The sequence below is a fragment of the Ferrovibrio sp. MS7 genome (genome assembly GCF_038404985.1).
GTDB classification, from domain to species: domain Bacteria; phylum Pseudomonadota; class Alphaproteobacteria; order Ferrovibrionales; family Ferrovibrionaceae; genus Ferrovibrio; species Ferrovibrio plantarum.
In genome coordinates this window covers 594305-612831 of record NZ_JBBKBA010000001.1, presented here as the reverse complement: position 1 = coordinate 612831, position 18527 = coordinate 594305, and the positions used below count along the sequence as shown (strand labels likewise).

General features: G+C 63.2%; 17 protein-coding genes and 1 tRNA gene. 10 read left to right on the top strand and 8 right to left on the bottom strand.

All coding sequences use genetic code 11. The features are described from left to right. Positions 1 to 3: 3 nt before the first annotated feature. The 5 genes from V6B08_RS02845 to V6B08_RS02825 all read left to right on the top strand — a co-directional run bounded on the left by V6B08_RS02845 (position 4) and on the right by V6B08_RS02825 (position 6046). Positions 4 to 660 (top strand): class I SAM-dependent methyltransferase, encoded by a 657-nt coding sequence (locus V6B08_RS02845; RefSeq protein WP_341977909.1) that lies wholly within the window; start codon positions 4 to 6, stop codon positions 658 to 660. Further along, on the top strand, positions 657 to 4460 hold the full coding sequence (locus V6B08_RS02840; protein WP_341977907.1) for an acyltransferase domain-containing protein: 3804 nt from the start codon (positions 657 to 659) through the stop codon (positions 4458 to 4460). The genes V6B08_RS02845 and V6B08_RS02840 overlap by 4 nt, the downstream gene beginning before the upstream one ends. Positions 4461 to 4483: 23 nt before the next feature. Beyond that, positions 4484 to 4768: a hypothetical protein gene (locus tag V6B08_RS02835; RefSeq protein WP_341977905.1), complete on the top strand. Its 285-nt coding sequence runs from the start codon at positions 4484 to 4486 to the stop codon at positions 4766 to 4768. A 2-nt stretch (positions 4769 to 4770) separates the two neighbouring features. Continuing rightward, complete coding sequence (locus V6B08_RS02830) at positions 4771 to 5286, top strand: hypothetical protein (protein WP_341977903.1); 516 nt, start codon at positions 4771 to 4773, stop codon at positions 5284 to 5286. Between the two features lie 130 nt (positions 5287 to 5416). Next, positions 5417 to 6046, top strand: coding sequence for an FMN-binding negative transcriptional regulator (locus tag V6B08_RS02825; protein WP_341977901.1), 630 nt, complete (start codon positions 5417 to 5419; stop codon positions 6044 to 6046). On the opposite strand, the gene V6B08_RS02820 is transcribed toward V6B08_RS02825, so the two are convergent. The 5 genes from V6B08_RS02820 to V6B08_RS02800 form a co-directional block, all read right to left on the bottom strand. After that, positions 6043 to 8079 carry an O-linked N-acetylglucosamine transferase, SPINDLY family protein gene (locus tag V6B08_RS02820; RefSeq protein WP_341977899.1) on the bottom strand — a complete coding sequence of 679 codons (2037 nt, stop codon included), beginning with the start codon at positions 8077 to 8079 and terminating at the stop codon, positions 6043 to 6045. The two genes, V6B08_RS02825 and V6B08_RS02820, sit on opposite strands and share 4 nt — an antisense overlap. After that, positions 8079 to 9233 carry a hypothetical protein gene (locus V6B08_RS02815; protein WP_341977897.1) on the bottom strand — a complete coding sequence of 385 codons (1155 nt, stop codon included), beginning with the start codon at positions 9231 to 9233 and terminating at the stop codon, positions 8079 to 8081. The genes V6B08_RS02820 and V6B08_RS02815 overlap by 1 nt, the downstream gene beginning before the upstream one ends. A 35-nt stretch (positions 9234 to 9268) precedes the next feature. Continuing rightward, a complete protein-coding gene (locus V6B08_RS02810) occupies positions 9269 to 10024 on the bottom strand; it encodes a TylF/MycF/NovP-related O-methyltransferase (protein WP_341977895.1) in 756 nt (251 codons plus the stop codon). A gap of 14 nt (positions 10025 to 10038) precedes the next feature. Continuing rightward, positions 10039 to 10785 carry a class I SAM-dependent methyltransferase gene (locus V6B08_RS02805; protein WP_341977893.1) on the bottom strand — a complete coding sequence of 249 codons (747 nt, stop codon included), beginning with the start codon at positions 10783 to 10785 and terminating at the stop codon, positions 10039 to 10041. 196 nt (positions 10786 to 10981) lie between these two features. After that, a tRNA-Val gene (locus tag V6B08_RS02800) sits at positions 10982 to 11056 on the bottom strand. 148 nt (positions 11057 to 11204) lie between these two features. Between V6B08_RS02800 and V6B08_RS02795 the strand changes: the two genes are divergently transcribed. Then, entirely contained in the window at positions 11205 to 12110 is a 906-nt protein-coding gene (locus V6B08_RS02795; protein ID WP_341977891.1) for an N-formylglutamate amidohydrolase, read from the top strand. 8 nt (positions 12111 to 12118) lie between these two features. On the opposite strand, the gene V6B08_RS02790 is transcribed toward V6B08_RS02795, so the two are convergent. Continuing rightward, positions 12119 to 12586, bottom strand: coding sequence for an Lrp/AsnC family transcriptional regulator (locus V6B08_RS02790; RefSeq protein WP_341977889.1), 468 nt, complete (start codon positions 12584 to 12586; stop codon positions 12119 to 12121). A 125-nt stretch (positions 12587 to 12711) separates the two neighbouring features. Here V6B08_RS02790 and phhA point away from each other — a divergent pair, with 125 nt between their 5' ends. From phhA to queG, 4 genes are read left to right on the top strand one after another with little or no spacing between them, the layout of a single operon-like run. Next, positions 12712 to 13458, top strand: a complete 747-nt coding sequence (gene phhA / locus V6B08_RS02785; protein WP_341977887.1) for a phenylalanine 4-monooxygenase — start codon at positions 12712 to 12714, stop codon at positions 13456 to 13458. Between the two features lie 53 nt (positions 13459 to 13511). Further along, entirely contained in the window at positions 13512 to 14180 is a 669-nt protein-coding gene (locus V6B08_RS02780; protein ID WP_341977885.1) for a glutathione S-transferase family protein, read from the top strand. Positions 14181 to 14219: 39 nt separating this feature from the next. Beyond that, positions 14220 to 14570, top strand: coding sequence for a RidA family protein (locus V6B08_RS02775; protein ID WP_341977883.1), 351 nt, complete (start codon positions 14220 to 14222; stop codon positions 14568 to 14570). An 8-nt stretch (positions 14571 to 14578) separates the two neighbouring features. Beyond that, positions 14579 to 15706, top strand: coding sequence for a tRNA epoxyqueuosine(34) reductase QueG (gene queG / locus V6B08_RS02770; protein WP_341977881.1), 1128 nt, complete (start codon positions 14579 to 14581; stop codon positions 15704 to 15706). A 51-nt stretch (positions 15707 to 15757) separates the two neighbouring features. On the opposite strand, the gene V6B08_RS02765 is transcribed toward queG, so the two are convergent. Both V6B08_RS02765 and V6B08_RS02760 read right to left on the bottom strand, forming a co-directional pair. Next, positions 15758 to 16987 carry a hypothetical protein gene (locus V6B08_RS02765; RefSeq protein ID WP_341977879.1) on the bottom strand — a complete coding sequence of 410 codons (1230 nt, stop codon included), beginning with the start codon at positions 16985 to 16987 and terminating at the stop codon, positions 15758 to 15760. 253 nt (positions 16988 to 17240) lie between these two features. After that, a complete protein-coding gene (locus V6B08_RS02760) occupies positions 17241 to 18455 on the bottom strand; it encodes an argininosuccinate synthase (protein WP_341977877.1) in 1215 nt (404 codons plus the stop codon). Between the last annotated feature and the right edge of the window lie 72 nt (positions 18456 to 18527).

Sequence of the window (18527 nt, the reverse complement as noted above, 5' to 3'; positions counted from 1 at the left end):
GCGATGCTGGATACCGGCCTGCGCAACAAGCAATCGGCAGAGGATTACGACCGCTACACCGCCACCGCGACCCAGCCCTGGGACGCGCTGTTCGTCGAACGTTGCGCTGCGCTCAGGCCACGCGAGAGTGGCGGCAGCCTGTCCGATGTCGGTGCCGGCACCGGCGTGCTGCTGGAAAAGCTGAGCCAGCATCCCGGCTTCGCCACCTGGCATTTGAGCGGCATCGAGCATTTCGACGACATGGTGCAGGCGGCGAATGAGCGGCTGGGCAAAGTGGCGCAACGGATCACGGTGCAGCTCGGCGATGCCGCCCGGCTGCCCTATGCCGATGGCAGCCTCGACCTGGTGGTGAGCCGTGCCACGATCCATCATCTGCCGGACCAGGTGGCGGCCTTGCGCGAAATGCACCGTGTGCTCAAGCCCGGCGGCGTCGGCATGATCCATGACGTGCGCCGCGACATGCCGGAAAAGGTGCTCACCGCCTTCAACAAGATGCGGGCCGCCGTCGGCTATGGCCCGACGACGCTGGAAGAGAAGCTGACGCCAGCCGAGATGGCGGCCTTGCTCGACCGCGCCGGCCTCGGCCAGACAAGTTCCATCCACACCACAAGCGAAGGCGTCGGCGCCATCGGCTTCGAAGTGGTGATCCGCAAGGCATGAAGCAGGAAGCCTGGATAGCCTTGATCCAGGCTGGTGCGGCACCGGCCCTGCCGGTGTTTCATGCCAGTTCGGCAGCGGATTTCACCGATGCCTTACGCCAGGCAATCAACACTGCGCCGGCGCTGCTGATCCTGGCCGGTGAACCGGCAGTAAAGCTGCGGCTCGATCCGGACCAGGCAGCCGACAGCATCGCGCGGCTGTCGCTCGATGGCGAGATGCCGGCGGCGGCGCAATGCGGCCTGCTGCTGCGGCTTGGGGCTGGCTGGCCACAAATCGAGGTGCCGCCGCCGCGCAGTGCCTGCTGGCTGGTTGAGGAGCGCGCCGCCGAGGCGTCGCCGCTCGAAGCCTGTCGCGACCTACTGCTGGCCTTGCATGACCGCGAATTGCCGCCGCGCCGGAGCGATGCCAGCTACCCACTGCCGCGCCATGCCGCCCAGGCCGAGCCGCTGCCCTGGATTCATGGTGGCGAAGCGCCGCGCCGCGCTGCGTTATGCTGGCAGGCCGAAGGCGGCCGGCAGGTGCTGCATCTGGAAGAAGCCAACGGCGCCGCCGAGCGGCTGCCGCTCCGGCGCGGCTGGCGGGCCGAACTGGTGGTGCTCTCGGCGCCTGACCGCGAGGGTCTGCTGAAGCAGCTCGGCGCCCTGAAGGCGATGAGCGGCGATACGCTGACGGAAATCGCCGCACGCTGTGCCCTGCGTCCGCTCTCCGGCAAGGCGCGGCTAGCCATCGTCGCCGCCTCGCGCGCCGAACTCGATACCCGCCTGGCGCAGGCCGAGAAGCTGCTGAAATCCAGCGACAAGCCGCGCTTCAGCCATCCCGCCGGCATCTATTTCGCCCAGAACCAGGCAGCGGCCAACCAGGTGGCTTTGCTCTATCCCGGCCAGGGCACGCAATATGCCGGCATGCTGCGCGATGCCATCCGCTGCCTGCCCGGCTTGCGCGGCTGGTTCGACATGCTCGATGGCGCCTATCCGCCGCATCTGCCCTTCCTGCCGAGCCGGCTGCTGTTCCAGCCGCATGACGAAGGCTCGGCGGAGCAGAAGGCGCTGCACGGGCTTTCCGGCGGCGGCCTCGCGGCGCTGATCGCGGCGCTGGCCGGCACCGATTTCCTGCAAAGCCTCGGGCTCAAGCCCGCCGCCATGCTCGGCCACAGCAATGGCGAGAATGCGGCGCTGGTCGCTTCCGGCGTGCTGCGCACCAGCACGCGCAAGGGCGTGTTCAACACCCTGGCCTATATGAGCGTGTTGTTTTCCAGTTCCGACCGTTCCGGCGAACGCATCGCCGGGCAATGCCATGCCCTGGCGCTGCCGCAGGGCATGGATGCGGAGAGTTTCGCCTCCCTGCTCGGGCCGGAACTGCATGTCACCATGGATAACTGCCCGCAGCAGAAAGTGATCTGGGGCCGCGGCGCGGCATTGGAAGCAGCCCTGCAGCGATTGCGCAATGCCGGCGTGATATGCCTGCCGCTGCCGATCACCCAGCCTTATCACACGCCGCTTTTCGCACCGATTGCCGAACAATTCCTCGGCGATTACGGCTTGCTCGATCTGGGCCCTGGCCGCATCCCGCTCTACAGCGGGCTCACCACGTCGCGTTTCCCCGAGACCAAGCCGGAAATCGTGCAGGTCGCCAGCGGGCAATGGTCGGCGCCGGTGCGTTTCGGCGAGGCCATCGCGCGCATGTATGAGGATGGCCTGCGGGTCTTTGTCGATGTCGGCCCCGGCGGCCGGCTGGCCGGTTTCGTGCGCGACACCTTGCGCGACCGCGATCATGTTGCCCTGGCGCTGGATCAGGATAGCCGCCCCGATGTCAGCACGCCCCTGCGTAGCCTGGCACAGCTTTTCGTGCTTGGCGCCATCGACAGCATCGCCGCGCTCTATCCCGTGCCCGCACCGCAGCCGCAGCCTGTAGCGCAGCAGGCTGCGCCGCAGCAGCAACCAGCGCGCCACATCGATCCCCGCATCGTGCAGCAGCATATGCGGCTGATGCAGGATTTCCTGCAGCGCGAAACGCGGGTATTCGCTGCTGTGGCGGCGAAGTTGCAACAGGAATCTGGCGTGGCGGCGCAGCCGCAGCAGGCCGCACCGGGCGTGGATGCGCTTCCCGGCATTGATGCTTTGGCGCAATATGGCCTGCTCGGTATCGAGCGGCATGGTGATGCCTGGCAGGCGCGGCTGCGCCTGACGCCGGCGCAGCAGACGTTCCTGCGCGACCATGTGTTCGGCTGGCGCCGCAGCCGGCAACAGCCGGCGGATATCGGCCTGGCCGTGCTGCCGCTGTTCATGTCGCTGGAGATTGCCGCTGCCGCCGCCAGCCGCGTGGCAGCGGAAAGTGGCGGTGGCGCCGGCCTGGTGGTGCGGCGGATCGAACAGGTGCGCGGCCATCGCTGGCTGGCCGCCGATGACGGCGCCATCGATATCCAGCTCCGCGTCAGCCCATTGCCGGCCAAGGCGCGGCAGGAGCGGCGCTTCGCCGTTGCTTTAAGCGAAGGCGAACCCGGCGCCGCTTTGCTGGCCTTCGACTGTATCGTCGATCTCGGCCCCGGCTACCTGCCGGCGCCGGCGCCGCTATCCCTGCCCGGTGCCGCGCCACCGCCCGCCGGCATGCTTACGGCGGCCGAATTCCGCGACAAGCTGTTCCATGGCCCGGGCTTCTCGTCGCTGGAGCGTATGCTCAGCATCGCACCCGATGGCATCGCGCTGGCGCTCACCGTGCCGCCACAGGACCACCTGTTCAATGAGCAGAAGCAGCCGCGTCTCTGCGTGCCGGGGCCGCTGCTCGATTCCGCCGGGCAGATCCTGGCGCTGCATGAGAAAGTCACCACCGAGCGCGTCTTCGGCCTGTTTCCCTATGGCATCGATTCCTTGAGCTTCCATGCCGCGCCGGCCGCCGCCGGCAGTGCCATGGGCTGTGTTGCGCGCCACCGACCTGCGCCCGGCGGCATGATCGGTGCGCTGGATTACCTCGATGCGGCGGGCCGCGTCGCGGTACGGATCGAGGGCCTGCGCGGGCATTTCTTCGATTGGTCGCGGCGCTGGGAGCGGCTGTTCTTCCCTGGCCAGAAGCCGGAGCCGCTGGCGGCACCGCTCCATGCCGAGCCGGGACTGGCGGCCTGTATCTTGAGTGATTTCGCGCCGGGCTTCCTCGAGGCGAGCCACAAGATCTGGCTGCGCGTGCTGGCAGCCGTGTCGCTGCGGCAGAATGAGGCGGCGGGTTTCCGCGCCCTGCCGGGGATCGGCGCGCGCCAGCGCGAATGGCTGCTCGGCCGCCTGGTGGCCAAAGAGGCCGGTGTTGCGCTGATTGGCGGCGAGCATGATGTCGCCGATCTGGAAGTCGCCGGCGACGAATCCGGCGGCACGCGGCTGTTGCAGGGCGAGGCGGCCTGGCCTTGCTCGGTCAGCCATTGCGCCGGCTTTGCCGCCGCCGCCGCTACTGAGCCGGGCTGGCGGGTCGGCATCGATATCGAGCCGCGTGCCGCCGGTGCCACGCGGCTGCTTGATTCCGGCCTGGCTTTCACACCAGCCGAAACCCAGGCCGTGGCACGCCATGGGCAGGCTTTGCTGTGGTGCGCCAAGGAAGCGGCGGCCAAGGCCATCGGCACCGGCCTGATGGGTGCGCCGACGCGCTTTGAAATCCTGCCCGAGCAGCCGGCACCGGACCTGCTGGCGCTCAGCGTGGCCGGCGAGACCGTGACCGTGCGGCTGCTCGACCATCCCGATTGTTACGCGGCCTTGTGCCGCCTTGATGCCGCCGTTGCCGAACGGCTGGCGCAGAAGCTTGCCGCCGCCATCGCGGCATAGCATGATCAGCAGTGGAGACAGCCATGGCGGTTCTGGACATCATCAAGCACAATCTCATCCAGGTGCGGCAGGACCTGGACCCCGACTGGATGAGCGCCGATACCCGGATGCGCGCCGAGCTGGATCTCACCTCCATCGACCTGCTCAACCTGCTGGCATTGATGACCCAGTCCGTGGGCCGCAAGATCATGTATGAGAGCCTGCTGCTGCCCGGCGGCAAGCCGCGCCAGGAACTCACGCTTGGCGAATTGGCAGCCTTCATCGAAGCCAACCTCGACGCCGCACCGCCGGCGGTGAAAGCCATGTGATCATGCGTCTCGACCGTATTGCCCTGTTTCTGCTGCTGCCGCTGCTGCTCACCGCTTGCGGTGGCAAGATGCCCCGGCTGGGCTTCGGCGCCCGCGACAGCCGACCGCCGCCGCTGGCCGAACTGGCGCAGCCGGCACCGGATACCGCCTATGGTTTCTGCGGCTATTGCCTGCTGGACAAGGATGGCAAGCAGGTGCCGACGTCAGCCGCCATCCGGGGCTATTTCGAGAGCGCCGAGCGCAAGGGCGACAAGGTGGAAGTGCGCGGCTGGGCCGCCGATATCGAAGCAAAGGCACCGGCGGCGGAAGTGATCATCATCGCAAAGGGCAAGGTTGTCGCGCGTGGTCGCCCCACCCAGGCGCGGCCCGATGTGGTGCAGGCCCTGCAATTGCCAGCGACGACCCAGCTCTACGGCTTCATGTTCAGCATAGATGTCGCCCAGATCGGCGATCCGGTGGTGAATTTCGCCATCGACCGTGCCGGCAAGGCACAGAGCCTGGATGTCATTGTTCGCTAGGCGGCATCGCCAGGCACTGATTGTCGGGATGCAATTATCCGCTTGCCGCAAGGCCGAACGCGGGCTTTAGTCGCGGCGGTTAGCCCCGCTCCTGCCCCCGCCTTTTGCCCATGCTGCCGAGACTCCTGCCATGACCAGCTCGCTCTACACGCCCGCCCATTTCGCCGCGCCCGACCGCGAGGCGATGCTGGCCCTGATCGAGAGCTATGATTTCGGCATTCTGTTTGTCGCCGATGGCGACGACATGCAGGCCAGCCACCTGCCCTTCATGCTCGACCGCACCCGCGGCGAAAACGGCACCCTGCTGGCGCATGTGGCGCGCGCCAACCCGATCTGGAAGCTGCTCGAGACGCGGCCGGCGCTGGCGGTGTTCCAGGGCGAGCATGGCTATGTCTCGCCGCGCTGGTATGAAACCCAGCCGGCGGTGCCGACCTGGAATTATGCCGCCGTGCATGCCAAGGGTCCGGCCCGGCTGGTGCATGAGCCGGCCGAGTTGAAGGCTTTGGTCGATCGCCTGAGCCGGGTCTACGAGGATCCGGCACAATGGTCGGTGGCCGGCCAGCCGGACCGCTTCATCGACGGCCTGGCGCGCGGCATCGTCGGCATCGAGATCGAGATCGCGGAACTGCGCGGCAAGTTCAAGTTCAGCCAGAACCGCCCGGCGGCGGATCGCGCCAATGTGCTGGCAGCGCTTGAAGGCTCAAGCCGCCATGGCGACCGCGCGCTGGCCGCCGAGATGCGCAAAGTGCTGAAAGCCTAGCTCTTCGGCAGTGCCGCCACGGCGGTGCTGTAGAAGCGCTCGAATTCGCGCACCACGCGCTCATCCTCGAACAGCACATGGTTGTTGGCTGCGATGCGCTGCTGCAACTCGGCACGCCAGGCGGCATCCTTGGCTACGCGCACGGCGATCTTGATGTAATCTTCGGCATCGCGCGCGATGGTGTCGGTGATGCCCATCTTGCGATACATCGCCTGGGTATGCCGGCCGCGCTGCTGGTCGCTGGGCAGCGTAACCACCACGGCATTCTGCGACAAAGCCTCCAGCGATGTATTCATGCCGTTGAAATGCACGGTATCCAGCACCACGTCGGCCGCGCGCAGCAGGCTGAGGAAATCCGGGCCTTCCTGCGGCGGGATCAGGTGCAGGCGGCGCATGTTCTTATCGCCGATGCGCTGGCGCATCCGCTCCAGGATCAATTCGCTCCAATGGCTGGAGCCCTGGGTGATGAAGCCGACCCGCGCCTGCTTGTCCTTTTCCAGGATGCCGGCCACCAGGTCGTCGAAATCCGGATGCACCTTGAACAGATGCTGCGGGCAGAGATAGAAGCGGCCTTCCTGCGGCACCGGCAGGGCGCTGCGCGGCTTCACCGGATCGGGTGTTTCCGGCTTGTAGTAATAGGCCAGCGTGCCGAGGTCGTGCAGCAGGAACAGCTTCTCGCTGTAATGCGCTGCGGCTTCCGGCACCTCGAACAGATCGTTCGAGATGAAGTAGTCCATGGTCGGAATGCCGGTGGTATCGGGATGGCCGAAGGACACGCATTGCACCGGCGCCAGGCGCGAGAAAGCCAGGAAATAGGTATAGGGCTCCATGCCGATATCCTGGAAGAACAGCACATCAAGTTCCAGTGCGGCGATCTGCTCGCGCGCGACGCTCAGTTTTTTCGGCAGGATCAGGGTATGGTCGGCGGCCTCGCGGATGAAGCGGGAAATCTCGTCGTCGATCAGCGGCGGCGCGAAGATGGCATAGCTTTCGAAACGCAGCGGATCCAGTTCGGCGATCAGGCCGCGCGTGGTGCGGCCGATGGAGTGGCGGCGCAGGAATTGCGACAGGAAACCGACGCGGATGCGGCCGCCGGCGCGGCGCGGCTTCTTGCAATGCGGCGCCACCCAGTTCAGTTCGGGGCAGATTTCGCTGTAAAGCCGGGCGATGTCGCTGTGCAGTTCGCGATTGTTGCGACCGTGATAGGCGAGGAAGAAGTTGGTGGAGAATACTTCCTCTTCCAATGCCGGGTGGCGCAGCTTCCTCTCGCGCAACGTGGCGACCTGCTGTGCGATGCGCTGGCGCGAGGCTTCGATGCTCTCGCGTGAACGGATGATCGGGTTGACGGTAAGACCGTTCATCAGTTGCAGCCCGACATCCGGGCGGATGGCGATGGCGCGTTCCCAGAATTCGCGCGCCTCGTCGATGCGGCCCTGCAGGCGCAGCATATTGGCCAGGCTGGCCAGCGCCTTCATGTGGCGCGGATCCAGCTCCACCGCCTGGCGGAAAGCGGCAATCGCCGCTTCGCTGTCGCGCGGCTGCAGCGCCAGCGCCAGGTTGTTATAGGCATCGGCATCAGGTGCAATGGCGATGGCCCGGCGGAATTCCGCCTCGGCGCCGGCATTGTCGCCCATCTCGCGCAGGGCATTGCCCAGATTCTTCATCGCGCCGGCGAATTTCGGATCGATCTCCAGCGCCTTGCGTTGTGCCGCTTCGGCTTCCTGTGCCCGGCCCTGGCGCAGCAAAGTGACGCCGAGATTGCTCCAGGCCACCGCCATCTGCGGCACGGCTTGCGTGAGCCGGCGCAGCAATTGCTCGGCCTGGGCCAGATCGCCGCGCTGTAGCGCGATGATCGCCACATGGTGGAAACTCTCGATATGGCCAGGCCAGCGCTTCAGGATGTCGCGATAGGCAGCCTCGGCCTCCGCCAGCTTGCCGGCCTGGTGCAGCCCCAGCGCCGCCATGAAGGCGGCGCTCTTGGCCTGCAGGTCGGGATCAGCGCCAGGCTGATTGTTCGGGGATGCGTCGTTCATCAGCCGGCATTCACCTGGTAGAGCGTGTCGAGCAGTTCGGCAAGCTGTGCCGCCGGCAACCGCCGCAGCGGGAAGCGGCCGGTATCGCGCTCCCATACCGCATGGCTGTGGCTTAGGCGCGACAGGCTGTCGCCCAGATCCCAGAAGGTTTCCTTCGAGCCGCGCAGGAAATCGACGAAGGGCGCCGCGTCCTTCTTGTGCAGGAACAGGTCATCGAAGCATTGCCGGTAGCGGTTCAGCTTTTCGGTGGCGCGCAGCCAATGCTTCAGCACCACTTCGCGGGTGGCGACACGCAATTCGCCAAGGTCCTTGGCCGCCTGGCCCACCGCACCCTCGCGCGGCCGTGCCTCATGGGTCAGCCATTCCAGCATGCCTTGCCAGGCGGTGCGCTGGCGGCTGTATTCATGGTCGTAGTAGATCGTGCCCTTCCAGGAATAGACGATCTCCGGCGCGGTCGCCGGATTGATGCGGAAGGCACGGATCACCGGCGCCAGGGCCGATGCGTCATTGGCTTCCCAGAGTTTCTGGGTCAGGCGCTCGACGGCGTTTTCCTTGCCCGGGGTTTCCGCCTTGCTGCCGGGCGGCAGCGGTATGCCCGGCTTGGCCGGCGGTTCTGCAGCGAAGGCGGCCACCTTGGCCATCTTGTCGCGCACGAAACTCTTGATCTTCTCGAGCTCGCCTTCCGGGAACATGAAATAGGCGCTGTCGACATCCTGCTGTTCGATCTCGAACTTGTCGCGCATCAGGAACGGATCAAGCGAGGGCAGGCCATCGAGGATGTCGAGCAGGGCGCGGTCATGGCGGAAGGCGGCGGCATCATGCTGCGGCGAGAGCGCGAGCTGTTCCTCCAGCGCCTGTTCCAGCTTGAGGTCGGTGAGCAGGATGGTCTTGCCACCCTCCTCGATATTCTGGTCGTTGAACGGCAGATAGAGTTTCGTCTGCACCGCGCGTTCGCTGCGCAATGCCTGCCGCTCGGCGGCCGAGGGGGTGTATTTCAGGATCAGCAGCCGATTGGCATTGCGATTCTTGAAGAACGGCTTCGGCGGCGGCAGGCCGGGGCGTTTCTGCAAGGTGCGGGTGATGCCTTGCAAATCGAAGACGCGGGCAGAGCCACTGCGGAGCAGGGCGCGGAGCTGACGGTCGGCAATGGCCATTACGTGATCACCCTACCTTACTTTATTGCCGTGCCCTACTTGATAACCATGCCCTGGCCGGTGGGCAATTCCAGAATGCGGTAGCCGCGCTTTTCCATCCAGGCGACCTCGGCCTTGTGCTGCGCCTGATAGAAGATCCAGCCGAAATCATCCAGGATCAGGATGGCACCGGGGCTCATGCGGTCGAACAGCATTTCCAGCGCACCGATCTCGGCATCCGCGTTGTTGAGGTCGATATGCAGGAAGGCGATCTTCTCGGGCGCCACCTTGTGCAGGATTTCCGGCACCGCCCCTTGAGTCACCGTGACATTGGGAAACGCGGCGAAGCGCTCTTTGGTCTTGGCGTAGAGTTCCTTGCTATGCTCGGTCATCGAATGATGCGGCATGCTCGGATCATGCTCGAACAGGTCGTAGAGATAGTAATGCCGGTCGAGTGAGGCGAAATCGAGGTAATCGCAGACGATGCGCGCCGTGGTGCCCTTGTAGCAGGCGCATTCGACGAAATCGCCTTCGCGTCGCAGGCCCTCATGGGCTGCCCAGGCGACCACTGCCTGGCGCCACAGGATGCTGCGCTCGGTGTTGTTGTCGACATGGCGCTTCACCGCATCCATCAGTTTAGCGTCGTCGAGAAAGCCCATGGTCTTGGATAGCGTGATCAGGTTGTCGCCGGTGAAGATGCCGCCGAGCTTGACCTCGGCCAGCAGGTCGCGCAGCGCGCGCGAGAAGGCGTCCTTGTCCTTCACGGCGAAGAAGATCGTGCCAAGGAAGTTGCGGTAGTCGGCTTCGATCATTTGATCACCATGCCCTACTTGATAACCAGACCCTGGCCGGTCGGCAACTCCAGCACATGATAGCCGCGTTTCTCAAGCCAGGGATCCTCGGCGGTCTTCTGCGGGTGATAGAAGATCCAGCCATAGTCATCCAGGATCATGATGCCGCCCGGCACCAGGCGATCGAACAACAGTTCCAGCGCACCGATCTCGGCATCGGCATTGTTGAGGTCGATATGCAGGAAGGCGATCTTTTCCGGCGCCACCTGGTGCAGCACCTCCGGCACCGCGCCCTGCGTTACCGTGACATTCTTGAACTCGGCGAAACGTGCCTTGGTCTTGGCGTAGAGTTCCTTGCTATGCTCGGTCATCGAATGATGCGGCATGCTCGGATCATGCTCGAACAAGTCATAGAGATAGTAATGCTTGTTCGAGGCGCCGAAATCCAGGTAGTCGCAGACGATACGCGCCGTGGTGCCCTTGTAGCAGGCGCATTCGACGAAATCGCCTTCCAGCTTCATGCCCTGGCGTGCCGCCCAGGCCACGATATATTGCCGCCAGATGATGGCGCGCTCGATATCGGTATTCACATGGCGCTCCACGGCGGCCATGAATTTGGCATCGCCCAGGAAGCTCAGATTTTTCGAGAAGGTGACCAGGTTGTCGCTGGCGAAGATGCCGCCATACTTCACCTCCTTCAGCGCCTTCTTCATGTGCATGCCGAAGGTCGGCGCATCGTTGATGGCGAAGAAGTTGCCGCTCATGTAGTTCCGGAATTCCATCGCCCCGCCTTGCGCCAACTGGCGGCACCATCCTGGCCGCACCATATGGGCTGCCCGGCCACGGCGCTGTGTTGCGCGCGGAAATTGCTCCGGGTACCCGCTGCAGGATGGCGGGAAATGGCAAGCAATTGGTTAACGCCGGTGCCGGAAAGCGCCGTCTTGCGAGGAAATTTCTGAACCGGGAAAGGGGGTTGCGTGGTGGGCGGTACAAGGATCGAACTTGTGACCCCTACCATGTCAAGGTAGTGCTCTACCGCTGAGCTAACCGCCCATGCCACGCTGCCGCCGCTGCCGGCCTGGGCCGTGCGGGTGGCTGCTTTTATCGGCTGCGGCGGCGGTTGGCAAGCGTCTCGCGCCTGACCATAATCCGCTCATATACTTAAGCCAGCCGCCCCGTTTTCCGAGCTTGAAAGCTTCATATGTCCGCTGCCGCGCCGCTTGCCCCCGCCACCTACACGGCCCCCGTCGACCCGCCGATCCGGCTGACCCAGCCGCAGGGCAAGCGCAGCGGCCTGGTGGTCTCCTCGCCCCATAGCGGTGCGGAATATCCGGCGGATTTCCGCGATATGAGCCGGCTGGACCCGGTCACTTTGCGCAAATCCGAGGATGCCTTCGTGCATGAACTGGTGAATGCGGCGCCAGGCCTCGGTGCTCCGCTGCTGGAGGCCCTGTTCCCGCGCGCCTATTGCGATCCCAACCGCGAGCCCTACGAACTCGACCCGGCGATGTTCTCCGATCCGCTGCCGGGCCATGTCACCACCCGCTCCAGCAAGATTTCCGCCGGTCTTGGCACCATTGCCAAGGTGGTGGCCGGCGGCCAGGAAATCTATCGCGACAAGCTGCCCTTCTCCGAAGCCGAGCGCCGCGTCGAGACCCTGTGGCGGCCGTATCATGGCGCATTGCGGCAGTTGCTTGATGCCGCGCACGACTCCGCCGGTGCCGCCCTGCTGCTGGATTGCCATTCCATGCCGAGCGTCGGCGGCGCCAACATGCCGGACCATGGCCAGCGCCGCGCCGACATGGTGCTGGGCGATTTCCATGGCGTGTCCTGCCCCGGCCGCCTGGTCGACCGCGTCGAGGCTTACCTGCGCGAGCGCGGTTTCGGCGTGGCGCGCAACAAGCCCTATGCCGGTGGTTTCATCACCCAGCATTACACGCGGCGCGAGGCGGGTTTTCACACGCTGCAGATCGAGATCAACCGTGATCTCTACATGGATGAGCAGAAGATCGAGCGCAATGCCGGTTTCGAGCGCGTGCGCGCGGCGATGACCGGGCTGATCGAACTGCTCGCCGGCTCGGCGACGCCAGCCTTCCTAAACGGTTAGGGGAATTCCTAAGCGCGTAACGGCAATACGGGCGTCTGCTTGATCCGCTGCAGCACGATGCTGGAGCGGACGCTGCGGATGCCGGCCAGCCGCAGCAGCCGCCGGCTGATCAGGTCGGCAAGGGCGGCGAGGTCGGCCACCACCACGCGCAGCACGAAATCGGCCTCCCCGGTGATGGCATAGCAATCGAGGATTTCCGGCGCCGCCGCCACGAAGGCCTCGAAATCATGCACCACCGCCTCGGCGTGGCGCTCCAGCGAGACCAGCGACACCGCCATCACCGTCAGCCCCACGGCTTCGGGTTTCAGCAAGGCGGCATAGCCCTCGATCACCCCGGCTTCCTCCAGCCGGGCCAGCCGGCGGCTGACCTGGCTGGCGCTGGCGCCGATGGCCTCGCCTAGCACGATATTGCTGGCGCGGCCTTGGCGCTGCAGGGCGGCAAGCAGGCGGAGATCGGCGGCATCCAGCTCGGTCATGATGTAATCATGCAGAAAATGTAATTTATCTGCAAGTATCATGCATTAATGGCAATTAATCCGTGCAGGTCGCACGGAAATAGCGGCAATCCGGGCGTATCCTCGGGCAGCATCAGGAGGCTGCCATGCTCGCCCTACTCGACCACCACACCCAGCAGGATGCCGAAAGCCGCGCCGTCTGGCGGCTGTTGTTCGAGCGCCAGAGCCGGCTGGTGCAAGGCCGCGCCTGCCCGGAATTCCTCGCCGGCCTGCAAAGTCTCGGCCTCTCGCCGGATGCGGTGCCGGAACTGGAGCGGGTTTCCGACCGGCTGGAGCGCGTCACCGGCTGGCGCCTGGCCCCGGTGGATGGCTTTCTGGATGACGCCACTTTCTTCCGCCACCTGGCGGCGCGGCGTTTCCCGGTCACCTGGTGGCTCAGGCCGCGCGACAAGCTGGATTACCTGCAGGAGCCGGACCTGTTCCATGACCTGTTCGGCCATGTGCCGCTGTTCAGCCACCCGATTTTCGCCGATTACATGCAGGCCTATGGCGAAGGCGGCCTGAAGGCGGAAAAGCTCGGTGCGCTGGACATGATCGCCCGGCTCTACTGGTACACGGTGGAATTCGGCCTGATTGATGCCGGCGACGGCCCGCGCATCCATGGCGCCGGGATACTCTCCTCCCATGGCGAGGTGCTCTACAGCCTGGACTCGCCAGTGCCGACCCGGCGCCCCTTCGACCTCAAGCGGATCCTGCGCACGCGCTACCATATCGACCGCTACCAGACGACGTATTTCGTCATATCCTCGTTCGAGCAATTGATGCGGGCGACCGAACCGGACTTCGCGCCACTCTATCGGGAAGTGCGGAATTTGCCGGAATTTGATCCGTAATTTACGCCCCCGAATCTTTTGCGCCGCGGCGGCTTTTGCTACCCTCCGGCGCCATGCGCAAGCTGTATCATTTCTGGCTCTCCCCGTTCTGCCGCAAGGTCCGCATCCTGTTGAAGGAAAAGGGGCTCGATTGCGAACTGGTGGTGGAGAAGGTATGGGAGCGGCGCGACGAGTTCCTGGCGCTCAACCCGGCCGGCCTGGTGCCGGTGCTGATCGAGCATGACGGCAGCGTGCTGGTCGAGAGCCTCGCCATCTGCGAATACCTCGACGAGGTTTATCCCAACAAGATGCTGATCGGCTTCGACCCGCCGGGCCGCGCCGAGACGCGCCGGCTGGTAAGCTGGTTCGATCTCAAGTTCAGCCGCGAAGCCTCGGACGCGCTGATCTTCGAGAAGGTGCTGCGGCGCTACATGGGCGGCGGCCAGCCGGACAGCGGCAGCATCCGCATCGCGCATCAGAACCTGAAGCACCATCTCGGCTATATCGGCTATCTCGCCGAGCGGCGCAAATGGCTGGCTGGCGACGATTTCAGCCTGGCCGACATCACGGCGGCCGCACATTTAAGCTGCCTGGATTATCTCGGCGATGTGCCGTGGGACGATCACCCTGCCGCCAAGGATTGGTATGCGCGGGTGAAGTCGCGGCCCAGCTTCCGGCCCCTGCTGGCGGATCACCTGCCTGGCCTGCCGCCGCCGAAGCATTATGCCGATCTCGATTTCTGATTTAGTCTCGCTCCACACAAGAAATAAGGAACAACATCCATGAGCATCCGTCGCATCGAAGTCGGCCCGCGCATGTCCCAGGCCGTGGTGCATGGCAACACCGTCTATCTCGCCGGCCAGGTGGCGTCTGACACCAGCGGCGACACCACGGCGCAGACCAAGGTGATCCTGGGCCAGATCGACAAGCTCTTGGCCGCTGCCGGCACCGACAAGACCAAGATCCTCTCGGCCACCATCTACCTGCCGGACATCGCCGATTTCGCCGCGATGAATGCCGCCTGGGATGCCTGGGTGCCGCAGGGCCACACCCCGGCCCGCGCCACTGTGGAAGCCAAGCTGGCGGCGCCGGCCTACAAGGTCGAGATCGCCGTCATCGCGGCCATCGCCTAAAGCCGGATGTGACTCTCGCGGGCCGCATCCGGGCCCAGGCGATTAGGGCGCGCGCTGAAGCCGAGGGCTTCGACGCGGTCGGCATTGCGGATGTTGCGTCGATTGGTCCCGAACATGGCGCCCGGCTCGACCGCTTCGTTGAACTGGGCCGCCATGGTGAGATGCTATGGCTGGCGGAAGGCGAACGCGCGCCGCGCCGCCGCCATCCTGCGGCACTCTGGCCTGAAGCCAGAAGCATCATTGCGCTGGGTCTGAATTATGGCCCTGAGCATGACCCGCTCGAGATTCTGACGCAGCGTGACCGCGCCGCCATCTCGGTCTATGCCCATGGCCGTGATTATCATCTGGTGGTGAAGAAGAAGCTCAAGAGCCTGGGCGCTTGGCTCGAGCGCGAAACCGGCCGGCCGCTGAAAGTTTTCGTCGATACCGCGCCGCTGATGGAAAAGCCGCTGGCGCAGGCGTCCGGCATTGGCTGGCAGGGCAAGCATACCAATCTGGTCTCGCGGCAATTCGGCTCCTGGCTGTTCCTCGGCGCCATCCTCACCGCAGCCGATCTCGAGTCGGACGCGCCGGAGCAGGACCATTGCGGCTCCTGCCAGGCCTGCCTCGATATCTGCCCGACCAGGGCGTTTCCGGCGCCCTACGAACTCGATGCGCGGCGCTGCATTTCGTATCTCACCATCGAATTCGATGGCGTGATCGCCCCGGAATTCCGCAAACCCATGGGCAACCGCATCTATGGCTGCGACGATTGCCTCGCCGCCTGTCCGTGGAACAAATTCGCCCAAGCCGCCCGAGACGCAGAAATCCAGGCCCGTGCCGAATTGAAGGCGCCGTCCTTGTTGGATCTGGCCAAGCTCGATGATACCGGCTTCCGCGAGATGTTCGCGCGCAATGCCGTGAAGCGCATCGGCCGCGACCGTTTCATCCGCAATGTCTGCATTGCGCTCGGTAACAGCGGCGATGCCGCCGCCATTCCCGATCTGCTGCGCCTGAGCGAAGACCCGGCAATGCCAGTGCGCGCCATGGCCGCCTGGGCGCTGAAACAGCTCATGCCGGCGGCGGAATTTTCGGCCTACGCAGCAAAACGCCGCGCCCTGGAACAGGACGCGACGGTGCTAAGCGAACTTGAATGACCTTTTCGTCAAGCCCCGCGCAGGCGGGGTATCCATGAGTTGTTTTAAAGATCATTCGATTTTGAATCGCCGTCTAATAGCCAGCACCAGGAAGAACAATGAAGTGGTTGATAGAAAACTGAGGAGAGTAAGCATCATTGCCATACATGCTGTTTTGGCTATTAGAACAGGCTTCGCAAAAATAGATAGCGGATTCAAAAGCGAAGTAAATGGATATGTTGCCGCGCGTAAGAGCTGAGCTTCCAAATCATTACCACTCAATGCGCTCCACCACCCAACTAAACCCTCGCTCTTCTCTAATTGAACACCATCAAAAATAAAGATCGTCATAAAAGTTAGTGATAAGAAGACTAATAACCAACATAGCGGTCTAACTGTGCTGTTGCCGTAGTCGGAAATTATCTCATACACCCAACTAAAGAATCGGCTTGGCGCAGGTTCATGTTCTCTATCCAGTGCAAGCTCCGTGCTATGAAAAATCCCGGCAGAAAGAGCATTGTTCATAGAAGTAAGATGCTTTCGAATATTCCTCAAGCTCTGTGTTTCAATCCCGCAATCGCTATTGCGGGGCATATAAACATTCTTGAAAAGAACACTGCTTTCGAATGGATTCTCTCCTTCGCGGCAGAATAGGCCAAGAAGTCCTCCCCCGGTCATATTAAAAAAGCCAAATTTATCGTGAATCCGAAGTTCGCCTACATAGCAGTTATGAAGAGACAGGGAGTGCTTCCTGTTGACGATTAACACGTGAACGAAGCAGTCTGACAATGATAACGAACCCGCGGATGCTATTAGGATTGTGCCAAATTTCTTACCAGCGGCGCTGAAGTGAGAGGTGCCGCCCTGAATATTTAGTTCATTGATATCTGGACGAATGTTCAGTGAGTTTATATCTGCAGCATCAGTTACTGTAATTTGCACCGGGGTGCTTTCAGAGAAGACTTTATCTCGCCACTCTGCGAAAGCAGGACGAATGTGTGAAGCTTCCCATCGCGGATGTTCGGCGCGGAATTTATTTATGTTAACTACTCTGCCATTATCGAAATTTGCATCTGCACGCCATTTATAAAAATCGGCAAGTCTTTCGGGTTCAAAGCGAAGATTCCGGACTCGAATGAATAATGGGTTTTTTGTCGTGAACAGTCCAAAAAGAGCTAATATCAATAATAACAAGATAAATGCTAAGACCCATATATTGAATGATTCGTAATGCACATAAGCTGCAATGGGACTGGCTATGCATAACGCCCATAGTGCGATTGGGATCAAAACATGATGCATGTTATTTCCTATCCTGAAGCATATGCTCCGGTTTCAAGTATGTCAGATATACATTCGTTGAATAGAGAGTTTGGCGTAGTCGCCTGATGCTTGCTATCTGGGCGTTGAGGCAACTGATGCCGGCGGTGGATTTCAGGGGCTACACAGCAAAACGCCGCGCCCTCGAACGGGGCGCGGCGGTGCTAAGCGAACTCGAATGAGTTTTCGTCATACCCCGCCTGCGCGGGGTATGACGGCTATATAGGTATCGGTATTACCCCTTCTGCCGGTTGAGCAGACGGAGGCGGAGCGCGTTGAGCTTGATGAAGCCGGCGGCGTCCTTCTGGTCGTAGACCGAGTCTTCCTCGAAGGTGACATGCGCCAGGCTGTAGAGCGACTTCGGCGACTTGCGGCCGACGACGTTGACCGAGCCCTTGTACAGTTTCAGGCGCACGGTGCCTTCCACATTCTCCTGGCTCTTGTCGATCAGCGCCTGCAGCATTTCGCGCTCGGGTGCGAACCAGAAGCCGTTATAGATCAGCTCGGCATAGCGCGGCATGATCTCGTCTTTCAGATGCGCCGCGCCGCGATCCAGCGTCGCCTGCTCGATGCCGCGATGCGCCTGATACAGGATGGTGCCGCCGGGCGTCTCGTAGATGCCGCGGCTCTTCATGCCGACGAAGCGGTTTTCCAGCAGGTCGAGGCGGCCGATGCCATGCTTGCCGCCAAGCTGGTTCAGCTTGGTGAGCAGCGCGGCCGGCGACAGCTTCTCGCCATTCACAGCGATGGGGTCGCCCTTGAGGAACTCGATCTCGACATATTCCGGCGTGTCCGGCGCCTTCTCGGGGTCGACCGAGCGCGAATAGACGAAATCCGGCGCTTCCACCCACGGGTCTTCCAGCACTTTGCCTTCCGCCGAGATATGCAGCAGGTTGGCATCGACCGAGAAGGGCGCTTCGCCGCGCTTGTCCTTGGCGATCGGGATCTGGTGCTTCTCGGCGAAATCGATCAGCGCGGTGCGCGAGTTGAGCTGCCATTCGCGCCACGGCGCGATCACCTTGATGCCCGGCTGCAGCGCGTAATAGCTCAGCTCGAAACGCACCTGGTCGTTGCCCTTGCCGGTGGCGCCGTGGCAGACCGCGTCGGCGCCGACTTCGCGGGCGATCTCGATTTGGCGCTTGGCGATCAGCGGGCGGGCAATCGACGTACCGAGCAGGTAGAGGCCTTCATAGAGCGCGTTGGCGCGGAACATCGGGAAGACGTAATCCTTCACGAAGGTCTCGCGCACATCCTCGATGAAGATCTGCTTCACGCCGAACATCTCGGCCTTCTTGCGTGCCGGCTCCAGCTCCTCGCCCTGGCCCAGATCGGCGGTGAAGGTCACCACCTCGCAGCCATAGGTCTCCTGCAGCCACTTGAGGATCACCGAGGTATCCAGGCCGCCGGAATAGGCCAGCACCACCTTCTTCACGCCGCTCTTCGCCGCCATCGCACCAAACTCCCAGGAAAAGGCCGAAAAATCGGCGCGAGTATAGGCATCGCGCCCAGCCTTGCAAGGGTG